The sequence below is a fragment of the Sphingobium bisphenolivorans genome (genome assembly GCF_000412635.1).
Taxonomy (GTDB): Bacteria; Pseudomonadota; Alphaproteobacteria; order Sphingomonadales; family Sphingomonadaceae; genus Sphingobium; species Sphingobium bisphenolivorans.
The window spans coordinates 23015-36155 of the sequence record NZ_ASTG01000013.1 but is presented as its reverse complement, the minus strand read 5'-3'; the positions used below and the strand labels follow the sequence as shown (position 1 = coordinate 36155).

The window sequence follows — 13141 nt, the reverse complement described above, 5'->3', positions numbered from 1 at the left end:
TATATGGCTACCAAGGCAGTCACGGACCAGAGCTTTCAGCAGGACGTCGTAGAGGCGGACAAGCCCGTGCTGGTCGATTTCTGGGCCGAATGGTGCGGCCCTTGCAAGATGATCGGCCCGGCTCTTGAGGAAATCTCGGAAGAACTGGCTGACAAGGTGGTCATCGCCAAGATCAACATCGACGAAAATCCCGATGCGCCCGGTCGTTATGGCGTGCGCGGAATCCCGACGATGATCCTGTTCAAGAATGGCGAGGCCGCTGCGACCAAGGTCGGCGCTGCGCCCAAGAGCGCGCTCAAGGGCTGGATCGAGAGCGTTCTGTAAGGTGAAACGACACTGGACCGGGCGGGCGGCGTTTCCGATCCCCGGTCCGGCCTGTCAGCGGAACAGCTTTTCCGCCGCGACATCCCACAGGCGCGGCGATGATGCGCCGAGCAGCCCGCGCTGCAAATCGCCCACGACGTAAGGCGACCCGTCCAGTCGCTGACAGCAACCACCCGCTTCATTCAGGAAGAGCGTCCCGGCGGCGTGATCCCAGGGCAGGGTGCGCGCAAAGACCGATATGTCATTCTGACCCAGCACAAGGCGCGGATATTGTTCGGCGGCACAGCGGGGAATGTCGACCAACTGAAAATTTCCGGCAGAACGACGCTGAATATCGGCGCGCTCTTCTTCGGTCATGAAATAGACCGCAAGGGCCGCGATGGGCAGGTCTTGCTCGCTCTCACGCGCATGCACCTGCTGGCCATCGATATGGCTGCCCGCGCCCAATATCGCATGGCACAACCGGCCAGTGAGCGGGTCCAATATCCACCCCGCCAGGATCGCGCCAGCGTCGGCGAGCGCAACCATGATGCCGAAGGGCGGCCGTCCGGCGGCGAAATTTCCGGTCCCGTCGATGGGATCGATGATCCAGTTCAAGCCAGTGCCTGCCCGCTCCAGGATCGCCGGATCGGCGGCGCATGCCTCCTCGCCGATGATGCCGGCTTCAGGCAGGATGGCCGACAGGCCTTCAGCAAGGCGAATTTCGCTTTCCTTGTCAGCGATCGTGACCAGATCGTCGGCCGCCGACTTTTCGTTGATCTCATGGTTGGCGAGGTTCTGGTAGCGGGGCATGACGATGTCCCGCCCCACCTCACGCATCAGCGCGACCACGGGTTCATGCAGTTCGGTCGGCATCAGCTCCGATAGTCCGCATTGATGGAGATGTAGCCATGCGTCAGGTCGCAGGTCCAGACTGTGGCCCTGCCTTCACCAAGGCCCAGATCGACGCCGATGGCGATGTCCTGCCCCTTCAGGTGAGCAGCGACCGGCGCCTCATCATAACCCTCCACCGCGAGGCCGCCGGTGGCGACCTGCGTAGCGCCGAAGCGGATGGACAGCTTGTCGCGGTCCGCTGGCTCGCCTGCCTTGCCGATCGCGGCGACGACGCGCCCCCAATTGGCGTCTTCGCCCGCGATCGCCGTCTTGACCAGCGGCGAATTGGCGATCGACATGGCGATGCGATGCGCGCTCTGGTCGCTATCGGCTCCCTCGACAGCAATCTCCACGAACTTGGTAGCACCCTCGCCATCGCGCACGACCAGATGGGCGAGTTGGAGGCAAATATCGTGCAGCGCCGCTGCAAAAGCGTCCGCGCCCGCGTCGTCCATGCTCGCCAGCACCGCATTGCCCGCCTGCCCGGTGGCGAAGGCCAGCACCGTGTCGCTGGTCGATGTGTCGCTATCGACCGTAATGCAGGAGAAGGTCCGCCGGTTCGCGGCGGAGAGCAGCTGCTGGAGCAGCTTATGGTCGATCGCGGCGTCGGTGAAGATATAGCCGAGCATCGTGGCCATGTCGGGTGCGATCATGCCCGACCCCTTGATGATCCCGACCAGTTCGACTCGTGTCTCGCCGATCATGGCGGAAACGCGTGCGCCCTTCGGATAGGTGTCTGTCGTGCCGATCGTCGCCGCCGCATCCTCCCACCCGCAGGGCTCTGCGGTGAATGCCGCTTCCAGCCCGGCCTCGGCCTTGTCCACCGGCAGAGGAACGCCGATCACCCCGGTCGAGGATATGAAGATATCCGAAGGCTGGCATGTCAGATGATTGGCGACCTTGGCCGCGATGGCTTCGACCGCTGCCCGGCCGCGCCGGCCGGTGAAGGCGTTCGCGTTGCCGGCGTTGACCACCAGCGCGCGCGCGGCGCCGAGCGGAATGGCGTCACGGCACCATTCCACCTCGGGTGATGGGCATTTGCTCTGCGTGGTGACGCCGGCGACTGCCGTCCCTTCCGCCAACTCGGCATAGGTGAGGTCGCACCTGTCCCAATTCTTATATCGTGCCCGCGCCACCCGCAGCGTCACGCCTGCAATGGGCGGAAGTTCGGGGAAAGCGGCGGGGGCGAGGGGTGAGCGATCGGTCATGCTCGTCGATTAGCGCAATATGCCTAAGCGTCAATCTGGGATGCGCTCTACTGCCCGGGATTGTGCCGTTCATTACGCGCTCATCGGATGGCTGCTCTGATTGACTAAAGGACGTGCGCCTCCTAAATCGCGGCGCATATCTGTGCGCGTCGCCTGAAAGGGTGCGCGTTCCCCTTTTGTCAGGAACTTGCATGTTCGGCGCACTCGCCAAGTCCATATTCGGCTCCTCCAACGACCGCTACGTGAAGTCGCTGGGCAAGACCGTCGAACAGATTGCGTCTTTCGAGCCCACTATTTCGGCGATGACCGATCCGGAACTTCAGGCGCAGACTAGGAAGTTCCGGGAGCGGCTGGCTGCAGGGGAGACGCTGGACGACCTGCTTCCGGAGGCATTCGCGACGGTCCGTGAAGCGGCCAAGCGAACGCTGGGGCAGCGCCATTATGACGTGCAGATGGTCGGCGGCATCGTGCTTCACCGGGGCGAAATCGCCGAAATGCGCACGGGTGAAGGCAAGACGCTGGTGGCGACCCTTGCCACCTACCTGAACGCGCTGGAAGGGAAGGGCGTCCACGTCGTCACTGTCAACGACTATCTTGCCAGCCGCGACTGCGAGTGGATGGGGCAGGTCTACCGCTTCCTTGGGCTCACCACCGGCGTCATCGTGCCCAACCTCTCTGAAGACCAGCGGCGCGAGGCCTATAACGCCGACATCACCTACGCCACGAACAATGAACTCGGCTTTGATTACCTACGCGACAATATGAAATATGACCGCGCATCGATGGTGCAGCGGCCGTTCAACTTCGCCATCGTCGACGAGGTGGACTCCATCCTGATCGACGAGGCGCGCACGCCGCTGATCATCTCGGGGCCGACCGACGATAAGTCGGAACTCTATGTCTCCGTCGATGCCATCGTGAAGCGGCTGGACGAGAGCGATTATGAGAAGGACGAAAAGCAGCGCACCGTCACCCTGACCGAGGACGGCACCGAGAAGATCGAGCGCATGCTGGAGGAGGCGAACCTGCTGGAAGGCGCCAACCTCTATGATTTCGAGAACACCGCCGTCGTCCACCACGTTAATCAGGCGCTGCGCGCGAATGTCATGTTCCGCCGCGACATCGATTATATCGTCAAGGACGGCAAGGTCATCATCATCGACGAGTTTACCGGCCGCATGATGGACGGCCGCCGCTGGTCGGATGGCCTGCATCAGGCGGTGGAAGCCAAGGAAGCGGTGAATATCGAGCCGGAGAACCAGACGCTCGCCTCCATCACCTTCCAGAATTATTTCCGCATGTATCCGAAGCTTGGCGGAATGACCGGTACGGCCGCGACCGAAGCGACCGAATTCTACGAAATCTACAAGATGAACGTCGTCACCATCCCGACCAACCGACCGGTGCAGCGTGTCGATGAGGAAGACAGCTTCTACAAGAATTTGGAAGACAAGTTCCGGGGCATCGCCAAGACCATCAAGGTCCATGCCGAAAAGGGCCAACCTGTTCTCGTTGGTACGGTGTCCATCGAAAAGTCGGAGATGCTGTCCGAATTCCTGACCCAGGAAGGGGTGAAGCACGCCGTCCTGAACGCGCGCTTCCACGAAAGCGAAGCGCATATCGTCGCGCAGGCGGGCCGCAAGGGCGCGGTGACGATCGCCACCAACATGGCCGGCCGCGGCACCGACATCAAGCTCGGCGGCAACCTTGAATTCCGGGTGGAAGACGAACTGCGCGATATGCCCGAGGGGCCTGAGCGCGACGCTGCCATCGCCCGTATCGACGCCGAGATCGAGGCGGAGAAGCAGGAAGTGCTCGCGGCCGGCGGCCTTTTCGTGCTCGGCACGGAACGGCACGAAAGCCGCCGTATCGACAACCAGCTGCGCGGCCGCTCCGGCCGTCAGGGCGATCCGGGCCTGTCGCGCTTCTATCTCAGCCTTGACGATGACCTGATGCGCATCTTCGGTCCCGACACCATGTTCGCGAAGATGATCCGCTCCAACCTGGAGGATGGCGAGGCGCTGCCGCCCTCCAAATGGCTGAGCAAGGCGATCGAGACCGCGCAGAAGAAGGTCGAAGCGCGCAACTATGACATTCGCAAGCAAGTCGTCGAATATGACGACGTGATGAACGACCAGCGCAAGGTCATTTACGAGCAGCGCAGCGACATCATGGATGCTGATACGGTGGACGATGTCGTCGCGGACATGCGGCACGAGACGGTCAATGACCTGGTCGGTGCCTCATGCCCGCCTGGCACCTATCCCGAGCAGTGGGACATGCAGCGGCTCAAGGAGCGCGTCGCCGACATTCTGAACCTGGAGCCGGATTTCGACGCATGGCTCGCTGAAGATTCAGTTGACCCGGAGATGATCGAGGAACGGCTGTCGACGCTGTCTGATGAGGCGGTGGCCGAGAAGGTCAAGGAGCTTGAGCCCGAAAACTGGCACATGATCGAGAAGAGCATCCTGCTCCAGAGCCTGGATCACCATTGGAAGGAGCATCTCTCAACGCTCGACGCGCTGCGTCAGGTGGTTCATCTGCGCGCCTATGCGCAAAAGACGCCGATCAACGAATATAAGCAGGAAGCGTTCGCCCTGTTCGAGCGCATGCTGAATAATATTCGGGAGGATGTGACGAGGTCGATCGCCCGCGTGCAGTTCCGTATGGAAGAGCCGCTTCCGGAGTTCGATCTGCCGGTGCTGCCTGATTTCATCACGACGCATATCGATCCATTTTCAGGTGAGGATAACAGCGCCGATTCGGTCGGTGGGATCACCACCACGATTGCTCGGCCGCCGGTCATCGCCGGGCAACCGAACGAATACGCTAATCTGGACATCAGCCGCAACGCGCCGTGCCCCTGTGGTTCGGGGGAGAAGTACAAGCATTGTCACGGGGCTTTGAGCTGACCTGCCGTTGATCTTACGCAGGGCCGCATTGCTGCGGCCCTGTCGATCCCGATATCAGGCGCTTGTGTCTGACGTTACGGAATGCCCGCGCTCTGGGCGTGGGTAGATTGTCGGGGCCATGACGACGTGCTAATGTTGGCCTGATTTGGATGCCCGACAGCAGACAAATCGCGCCCCCGGCTGTCCCTTGCTCGGGGGCGCTTTAACTTTAGCTGGCGCGGTGGCCGTCTCCTCCGAGCAGATGATCTCCTCTGCTCACATCCTTATCCATCGCTTCATAGAGAAGCTGCTCGGGCGAAGTAACCGCAAGCGCCCTGATCTTGTAGCGCAGCGCCAATTCGCGATGCGCAGCGATTTCCGCCGCTGAGGCGCGCCGCTCGACCGCGGCATCAACCTTCGCCGCTTCCTCTCTGGCGCGCCGGAACAGATAACGGACATCGGTATCAGCTGGCATCGCACTCACTCCGACAAGGTGAGATGATGATAGCATGCGAACTGTCGATCCGCCCTAACGCGGATTAATTGCAACGGCTATTGTTGGTGATGGCGGACAGGGTGGGATTCGAACCCACGGTGAGCGTGAACCCACGGCGGTTTTCAAGACCGCTGCCTTAAACCACTCGGCCACCTGTCCGTTGCTCCGCTTCCTAGCGAACCTTGCGGCCAAGCCAAGCGTTAAATCATTCCTTCCCTTCATCGCCACTGAAGGACGTGCTGCAATTAAGGGGATTCACGCCGCGGGGTGGCTGTGCAACAAAAGCCGTAAGGAGATTCATCAATGCGTTCTTCCATATTCTCGTTGTTTCTGGGACTTGCCGTCGTTGCGACCGGCAGCCTGACGGCGAGCAGCGGACTGGCGCAGGAGGATCGGGCCTTTCAAACCTATCTGGAATCTCTGCGTCCCAAGGCGCGGGCGATGGGTATCCGCGACACGACGCTCAATTCCGTCTTTCCCGGCCTCACCCCCAATCCGCGGGTCGTGCAACTGGATCAATCGCAGCCGGGCGGCGGCGCCTATTCGCCCATCCCGAATTTCGAACCATATCGGCGCCAGCACGTCGATGCCGCTCGCATCAGCAGGGGCAGGACGGCCTATGCTGCCAATCGCGCGCGCCTCTCCCGGATCGAAGCGGAGACGGGTGTGCCGGAGGAGATCATGGTCGCCATCTATGGCCATGAAACCAATTATGGTTCCTACACCGGCGATTTCGACCTGATCCGGTCGCTGGCCACCCTGTCCTATGAGGGGCGGCGGCGGACATTGTTCGAGCCGGAGCTCCTCGCAACGCTGAAGATGCTGGACAATGGCGTGCCGCGCAGCCGGCTGGTGGGCAGCTGGGCGGGCGCGACGGGCTATCCGCAATTCCTTCCGAGCGTCTATCTGCGGCTCGGAAAGGATGGCGACGGCGACGGGCAGGTCAATATCTGGAGCAGCGAGGCGGATGCGCTTGCCTCGATCGCCAATTATTTCGTTCATGCCGGTTGGCGGCGCGGCCAGCCTTGGGGCGTAGCGGTGTCGGTGCCCGCCGGGCTGGACCGCACCGCCATCGCGGCCCGCAGCACGCCCGCACGCTGTCCAAGAGTGTTCAATCGGCACAGCCGCTGGCTGAGCATGGCCGAGTGGCGCCGCATGGGAATCGTCCCCAGCGGCGGCCAGTGGCCGGCGGATCGGGTAATGGCGACCCTGCTGGAGCCCGACGGCCCAGGCAAGACCGCCTATCTGCTGACCAGCAATTATCGCGCGATCCTCGATTATAACTGCTCCAATTTCTACGCGCTTTCGGTCGGCCTGCTCGCGGACGCGGTGAAGCAGTAGAGGGCTTTGAGAACGGCCGCATCATGGCTATTGAACATCCCCAGGCATAAAGAATCCATCTGTTGCGAAGGCAGACCTGCATGAAAAAGTCGATCGCCGCTCTCCTGTTCGTCGGATTGCTGTCGCAGCCCCTGACGGCGGCTGCCCCACCCTATACCAGCGAAGCGCCGATCGCTTACATGAAGGATCTGTCGTCAGGCGCGGTCCTCTATGACAAGGGCGGGCAGACGCGGATGCCGCCCGCCTCGATGGCGAAGATGATGACCGCCCACGTCGCTTTCCGCCTGATCCAGAAGGGCGATCTGAAGCTCGACACCAAATTCACGGTTCGGCCTGAGACGTGGCGGCAGTGGCACGGCCCGCAGGCGGGTTCGACCATGTTCCTGTCCGTGAACGAACAGGTTTCGGTCGAAAATCTGCTGCACGGCATCGTCACCCTGTCCGGCAATGACGCTTGTGTCGTGCTGGCCGAGGGCATCGCCGGCACTGAGCAAGCCTTCGTCGCCCTGATGAACCAGGAAGCGGAGCGACTTGGCCTGAAGAATAGTCATTTCGGCAACAGCAATGGCTGGCCCGATGAGGGTGTCACCTATGTGACGGCAGAGGACCTCGCCAAGCTCGCCGAAGCGACGGTCGAGGAGACGCCGGACCTCTACAAGCGCTTCTACGCCACCCGCTCCTTCACCTGGGGCAAGACGATGGGCGGCGCGGATATCGAGCAGGGCAACCGCAACCCGATCCTGGGCAAGATCGCGGGCGCCGACGGCCTGAAGACCGGCCACACCGAGGAAGCCGGGTTCGGCTTCACCGGCTCTGCCGAGCAGGATGGACGCCGCCTCGTGATGGTCGTCGCCGGCCTGCAGAGCTTTAACGGACGCATCGCCGAATCCGTCCGCTTCATGGACTGGGGGTTCAGGGCCTGGAAGTCTCAGCCCTTGTTCAAGAAGGACCAGACCGTCGAGACGGCCGAGGTTCAACTGGGCAGCGCGACCACCGTGCCGCTGATCGCGCCGCAGAATATGGCGGTCACGCTGCCCCGCACGGCCTCCGGAAACATCTCAGTGAAGGTCGCTTATACCGGCCCGATCAAGGCTCCCATCGCCAAGGGACAGAAGATTGCGCAGCTCATCATCTCCACCCCGGATACGCCGCCGCAGATACTGCCGCTCGTCGCTGGCGCAGACGTGAGCGAAGCCGGCATGTTCGGGCGGCTCTGGAACGGGTTGAAGTCGTTCTTCGGGTGACGCGGGGGCGCTTCATATCGTTGGAGGGTGGCGAGGGTGCCGGCAAGTCGACCCAGTTGCGGGCCCTTGCCGCGCTGTTGCGTGGACGCGGCCTGGATGTGGTCGAAACGCGGGAACCGGGCGGCAGCGATGGGGCGGAAGCGATCCGCGCCCTGCTGCTGACGGGCGAGGCGGACCGTTGGAGCCCCCGTGCCGAAGCGCTGCTCTTCGCCGCCGCGCGGGCTGATCATATCGAAAAGACCGTGCGGCCGGCGGTAGAACGCGGCGCTTGGGTATTGTCCGACCGTTTTCTCGACAGCAGCCGAGCCTATCAGGGTATGGGCGACCTGACCGATGCCGATATCCTGACCCTTCACCGCATCGGCAGCGCCGGCTTCCTCCCCGACCGCACATTCCTGCTGACGCTGCCGGAGGCGGAGGCGAGCGCGCGCGCCCGATCGCGTGACGTCAATGGCGCCGACCGGATCGGCGGCCGGGACAGCGGCTTTCATCAGCGGGTGGCTGATGCCTTCGCGCGCTTTGCGAAACAGGAGCCCGATCGGGTTCGCACGATCGATGCTTCCGGCGAAGCGGACGTAGTTACCGCACGGCTCGTTGGGGCCTTGGAAGACCTGCTGCCATGACGTCGCTTCTGGGTCATGACCGGCAGGCGGAACTCTTATTGAGCGCGGCCCGTGGCGGACGGCTGCATCATGGCTGGATATTGGCTGGCCCGCGCGGCATCGGGAAGGCGAGCTTCGCCCGCGCCATGGCACTGCGGCTGCTGGCTGAGGCGGCAGGACCGCCGCTCTCGGACGAGGGCCTGGCCGTGCCGCAGGATCATCCCGTTCGCCGGCTGTTCGAAGCGGATGCGCATCCCGACTATGCGGACCTTTTTTGCCTGGAAAAGGACAGCGGCACCGCGCGCAATATCAGCGTCGATCAGATCCGTGGCCTTCAGCGGCTGATCCAGTCCGCCCCGTCGCTCTCCCAGCGGCGAGTGGTCGTCATTGACAGCGCGGACGATCTGGAGCGAGGTGCGGCAAACGCCCTGCTGAAAAATCTCGAAGAACCGCCCGCGGACATGCTGTTTCTGCTGGTCAGCCACGCGCCCGGCCGTTTGCTGCCGACCATCCGCTCGCGCTGCCGCACCTTGCGCTTCGACCCGCTGGACGATGGCCCGATGCGCTTGATCCTCACCGGCCAACAGGGCGACCTTACAGACGATGAGTTGCAGGCGCTCATCCGCGCAGGCGAGGGGTCGCCGGGCAAGGCGCTGCATTATGCTGGTCTGAATATCGCCGATATGGAAAGCACGCTTGCGGCTATCGCGGCCGATGGAGACGCGTCCAACGAGAGGCGGCTGGCACTTTCCAAGGCGCTGGCCCTGAAGACCGCGCGGCCCCGCTACGAAGCGTTTCTGGAGCGCGCCCCCGCTTTCATCGCCAACCTCGCTCGCCAACGGCAGGGCAGCGCATTGGGTAAGGCGCTCGACCATTGGGAGGCTGCGCGGCAAATTGCGAGCGGCGCCGTCATCCTCTCGCTGGAGCCGGGAGCGGTGGTCTTTGAACTGGCCGGGCATGTCGCGGCGCTCGCGCCGCCCACCTGAAAAGCGGCTTCCCGTCGCAGGCAACAATGGCTAGGGAAAGCGCATGTCTCAGCCCTACACCATCACCACCGCCATCAGTTACCCGAACGGCAGACCTCACATCGGGCATGCTTATGAAGTGATCGCGACTGATGCCATCGCGCGATTTCAGCGCATGATGGGACGCGATGTTTTTTTCCAGACGGGCACGGACGAGCATGGGCTGAAAATGGCTCAAACGGCGCGCGACCGGGGCATCGAGCCGAGCGCGCTTGCGAACGAAATGTCATCTTATTTCAATGAGATGAACAACGGATTGAACATCAGCTATGATCGTTTCATCCGCACCAGCGAGCCCGCCCATCACCGCGCCAGCCAAGCCCTGTGGCAGGCGATGGAAGCAAATGGCGACCTCTATCTCGGCCGCTATGAAGGCTGGTATTCGGTCCGCGACGAAGCCTTTTACGACGAGAAGGAACTGACCGAAGGGGAAGGGGGGAAGAAGCTTTCTCCGCAGGGAACGCCCGTCGAGTGGACGGTCGAGGAAAGCTGGTTCTTCCGCCTTTCCGATTATCAGCAGAGGCTGCTGGACCTTTATGCCAGCCAGCCCGACTTCATTCAGCCGGACAGCCGGCGCAATGAAATATTGCGCTTCGTGGAAAGCGGCCTCAGCGACCTCAGCGTCTCGCGCACCAGCTTCGACTGGGGCGTCAAGGTGCCCGGCAGCGACGGACATGTCATGTATGTTTGGGTCGACGCGCTCACCAATTATCTGACCGGCTGCGGCTATCCCGACGATCCGGAGCGGATGGCCCGCTATTGGGCGGAAGGCGGTGATATCACGCACATCATCGGTAAGGATATCGTACGTTTTCATGCAGTTTACTGGCCTGCTTTCCTGATGAGTGCGAAGCTGCCGCTGCCCCGCGGGATATTCGGTCACGGCTTCCTCCTGAACCGGGGAGAGAAGATGTCGAAATCCGTCGGCAATGTCGCCGATCCGATGGAATTGGCTGAGCGCTTCGGGGTGGACCAGCTGCGCTATTTCCTCCTTTCGGAAGTCACGTTCGGCAATGACGGCAGCTATAGTGCGGAAGCGATCGTCAGCCGGTCGAACAGCGACCTCGCCAACAGCTTTGGTAATCTCGCCCAGAGGACGCTCAGCTTCATTGCCAAAAACCTCGAAGGCAGGTTGCCGCAGCCCGCTGCGCAGGAAGAAGATAATGAACTGCTCAAGACTGTGACCGACGCGGCCGATGCTTTTCAGAACGCCATGTCCCGCCTTGCCCCCTCGACCGCGATCGAGGCGTGGATGCGTGCGGTGTTCGCCTGCAACGCCTATATCGACACACAGGCGCCCTGGGCGCTCCGCAAGACCGACCCGGCGCGCATGGAAGCCGTGCTGGCGACGCTCTACGACGCAATCGCTAGTCTTGCCGTCATGATCCAGCCCGTCATTCCGGCGAGCGCTGCCGCTCTGCTCGACCAGATGGGCGTGGAGGAAGCATCGCGCGGCTATGCGGTCATCGGTACGGACTGGTACGAAAAGCTGCGTGCGGCCAATTTCCTGCTCAGCCCGCCCAAGCCGCTGTTCCCGCGTCTCGAACTGACGGAGGCGGACGCCTGACGCCATGGTGATCGACAGCCACTGCCATTTGAATTACAAGGGGTTGGTTGAGGAACAGCATAAGGTTCTTGAACGCGCGCGTGCTGCTGGCGTGGACCTGATGCTCAACATCGCCACTCGGGAAAGCGAATGGGATGCGGTGCTCGCGACTGCCGTGCGGGAGCCTGACGTCTGGGCTACCGTCGGCATCCATCCCCATGAGGCGGACGAGCATCCGCATATCGACACGGCCAAACTGGCCGAGCGCGCGGCGCACCCGCGGGTTGTGGGGATCGGCGAAACCGGCCTCGATTATTATTACGACCATAGCGACCGTGATCGGCAGCAGCGCAGTTTCCGCGCTCATATCGCGGCATCGCGCGAGAGCGGCCTGCCCCTGATCGTCCACACCCGCGACGCCGAGGACGACACCCTAGCGATCATGCGCGATGAGATGGAGAGGGGGGCCTATACCGGCGTCATACATTGCTTCACCGCGAGCGGAGCGTTCGCCGATGCGGCGATGGGCCTTGGCTTCTACATCAGCATTTCGGGCATCGTGACGTTCAAGAATGCCAAGGATTTGCAGGCGACTGCGGCCCGCCTGCCGTTGGACAAGCTGCTGGTCGAAACCGACTCTCCCTTCCTCGCTCCCGTGCCGCACCGGGGGAAGCCGTGCGAGCCCGCCTTCGTGACCGACACGGCGCGGTTCCTTGCCGATCTACGCGGCGAAACCGTGGAACATCTGGCTGCGGCGACCTCCGCGAATTTTCGCACGCTCTTCAGCAAGGTCGGATGAGCCTGAAGCTCACCATATTGGGCAGCGGCACCTCGTCGGGTGTCCCGCGCATCGGTAATGACTGGGGCGCCTGCGATCCTGGAGAACCGAAAAACCGACGCACCCGCGCTTCCATCCTGGTGGAAAGCGCAACCACCCGGCTACTGATCGACACCTCTCCCGACATGCGGGCACAGTTGCTCGCGGCGGACGTGGTGCAGATCGATGCGATCCTCTGGACGCATGATCATGCCGATCACAGCCATGGGCTGGATGACGTCCGCCAGCTTTACCATCATCGTGGTACGCCGGTCCCGGCCTATGCCCGCGCTCAAACGCTCGGTCATCTGCGGCAGCGGTTCGCCTATGCGTTCGAGGGGCGTTACGGCTATCATCCGACCATCGACGCGCATCCGCTTCCCGACGGCCTGCGCATCGGGGACATCGATATCGCCTGCACCGATCAACCTCATGGCGAGATCTACTCGACCGGCTTCCGCTTCATGCATGATGGCTTGTCTATCGGCTATGCCACTGATTTTCATGAAATGACCCCGGACATGCTGGCCCTCTATGACGACTTGGATATTTGGGTGGTGGATGCCCTGCGCGAAAAGCCTCATCCGACCCATGCCCATCTGGCGCTGGCGCTGGATGCCGTCGATATCGTCCGGCCCCAGCGCACCATATTGACCCATATGGACCAGAGTATGGACTTTGCGGCGTTGTGCCGCAGCCTGCCGCCGGGCGTCGAGCCAGGCTATGACGGCATGGTGGTGGAACTGAGACGAGAGCAGGGGGCAAGCTGACCGG

12 protein-coding genes and 1 tRNA gene are annotated in these 13141 nt (G+C 62.5%); 9 read left to right on the top strand and 4 right to left on the bottom strand.

What is annotated here, in order from left to right; translation table 11 throughout:
* Positions 1 to 3 precede the first annotated feature (3 nt).
* Positions 4 to 324: a thioredoxin TrxA gene (trxA, locus tag L858_RS0110895; protein WP_022683184.1), complete on the top strand. Its 321-nt coding sequence runs from the start codon at positions 4 to 6 to the stop codon at positions 322 to 324.
* Between the two features lie 54 nt (positions 325 to 378).
* Here trxA and L858_RS0110890 read toward each other — a convergent pair whose 3' ends face one another.
* Positions 379 to 1179, bottom strand: coding sequence for an inositol monophosphatase family protein (locus tag L858_RS0110890; protein WP_022683183.1), 801 nt, complete (start codon positions 1177 to 1179; stop codon positions 379 to 381).
* Positions 1179 to 2405, bottom strand: a complete 1227-nt coding sequence (gene argJ / locus L858_RS0110885; RefSeq protein ID WP_022683182.1) for a bifunctional glutamate N-acetyltransferase/amino-acid acetyltransferase ArgJ — start codon at positions 2403 to 2405, stop codon at positions 1179 to 1181. The genes L858_RS0110890 and argJ overlap by 1 nt, the downstream gene beginning before the upstream one ends.
* Before the next feature lie 191 nt (positions 2406 to 2596).
* On the opposite strand from argJ, the gene secA reads away from it, so the two are divergent.
* Entirely contained in the window at positions 2597 to 5317 is a 2721-nt protein-coding gene (secA, locus tag L858_RS0110880; RefSeq protein ID WP_022683181.1) for a preprotein translocase subunit SecA, read from the top strand.
* Positions 5318 to 5525: 208 nt separating this feature from the next.
* Here secA and L858_RS19935 read toward each other — a convergent pair whose 3' ends face one another.
* On the bottom strand, positions 5526 to 5771 hold the full coding sequence (locus L858_RS19935; RefSeq protein ID WP_022683180.1) for a hypothetical protein: 246 nt from the start codon (positions 5769 to 5771) through the stop codon (positions 5526 to 5528).
* A 90-nt stretch (positions 5772 to 5861) separates the two neighbouring features.
* Positions 5862 to 5951: transfer RNA gene (locus tag L858_RS0110870), tRNA-Ser, on the bottom strand.
* Positions 5952 to 6095: 144 nt separating this feature from the next.
* Between L858_RS0110870 and L858_RS0110865 the strand changes: the two genes are divergently transcribed.
* The 7 genes from L858_RS0110865 (at position 6096) to L858_RS0110835 (ending at position 13137) form a co-directional block, all read left to right on the top strand.
* Positions 6096 to 7133: a lytic murein transglycosylase gene (locus L858_RS0110865; RefSeq protein WP_022683179.1), complete on the top strand. Its 1038-nt coding sequence runs from the start codon at positions 6096 to 6098 to the stop codon at positions 7131 to 7133.
* 80 nt (positions 7134 to 7213) lie between these two features.
* Positions 7214 to 8377 carry a D-alanyl-D-alanine carboxypeptidase family protein gene (locus L858_RS0110860; RefSeq protein ID WP_022683178.1) on the top strand — a complete coding sequence of 388 codons (1164 nt, stop codon included), beginning with the start codon at positions 7214 to 7216 and terminating at the stop codon, positions 8375 to 8377.
* Positions 8374 to 9000, top strand: a complete 627-nt coding sequence (tmk, locus tag L858_RS0110855; RefSeq protein ID WP_022683177.1) for a dTMP kinase — start codon at positions 8374 to 8376, stop codon at positions 8998 to 9000. Before L858_RS0110860 ends, tmk begins: the two co-directional genes overlap by 4 nt.
* The gene (locus tag L858_RS0110850; RefSeq protein ID WP_022683176.1) at positions 8997 to 9965 is read left to right on the top strand and encodes an AAA family ATPase; all 969 of its coding nucleotides are present in this window, start codon (positions 8997 to 8999) and stop codon (positions 9963 to 9965) included. Before tmk ends, L858_RS0110850 begins: the two co-directional genes overlap by 4 nt.
* Before the next feature lie 43 nt (positions 9966 to 10008).
* A complete protein-coding gene (gene metG / locus L858_RS0110845) occupies positions 10009 to 11571 on the top strand; it encodes a methionine--tRNA ligase (RefSeq protein WP_022683175.1) in 1563 nt (520 codons plus the stop codon).
* A gap of 4 nt (positions 11572 to 11575) precedes the next feature.
* Positions 11576 to 12349, top strand: coding sequence for a TatD family hydrolase (locus L858_RS0110840; RefSeq protein WP_022683174.1), 774 nt, complete (start codon positions 11576 to 11578; stop codon positions 12347 to 12349).
* Positions 12346 to 13137 (top strand): MBL fold metallo-hydrolase, encoded by a 792-nt coding sequence (locus L858_RS0110835; protein ID WP_022683173.1) that lies wholly within the window; start codon positions 12346 to 12348, stop codon positions 13135 to 13137. The genes L858_RS0110840 and L858_RS0110835 overlap by 4 nt, the downstream gene beginning before the upstream one ends.
* Positions 13138 to 13141 lie beyond the last annotated feature (4 nt).

Coding starts and splice junctions, on each gene's coding strand:
- L858_RS19935 (WP_022683180.1), bottom strand. CDS start 5,771: ATGCCAGCTGATACCGATGTCCGTTATCTGTTCCGGCGCGCCAGAGAG.
- metG (WP_022683175.1), top strand. CDS start 10,009: ATGTCTCAGCCCTACACCATCACCACCGCCATCAGTTACCCGAACGGC.
- argJ (WP_022683182.1), bottom strand. CDS start 2,405: ATGACCGATCGCTCACCCCTCGCCCCCGCCGCTTTCCCCGAACTTCCG.
- trxA (WP_022683184.1), top strand. CDS start 4: ATGGCTACCAAGGCAGTCACGGACCAGAGCTTTCAGCAGGACGTCGTA.
- secA (WP_022683181.1), top strand. CDS start 2,597: ATGTTCGGCGCACTCGCCAAGTCCATATTCGGCTCCTCCAACGACCGC.
- L858_RS0110850 (WP_022683176.1), top strand. CDS start 8,997: ATGACGTCGCTTCTGGGTCATGACCGGCAGGCGGAACTCTTATTGAGC.
- L858_RS0110860 (WP_022683178.1), top strand. CDS start 7,214: ATGAAAAAGTCGATCGCCGCTCTCCTGTTCGTCGGATTGCTGTCGCAG.
- L858_RS0110865 (WP_022683179.1), top strand. CDS start 6,096: ATGCGTTCTTCCATATTCTCGTTGTTTCTGGGACTTGCCGTCGTTGCG.
- L858_RS0110840 (WP_022683174.1), top strand. CDS start 11,576: ATGGTGATCGACAGCCACTGCCATTTGAATTACAAGGGGTTGGTTGAG.
- L858_RS0110835 (WP_022683173.1), top strand. CDS start 12,346: ATGAGCCTGAAGCTCACCATATTGGGCAGCGGCACCTCGTCGGGTGTC.
- L858_RS0110890 (WP_022683183.1), bottom strand. CDS start 1,179: ATGCCGACCGAACTGCATGAACCCGTGGTCGCGCTGATGCGTGAGGTG.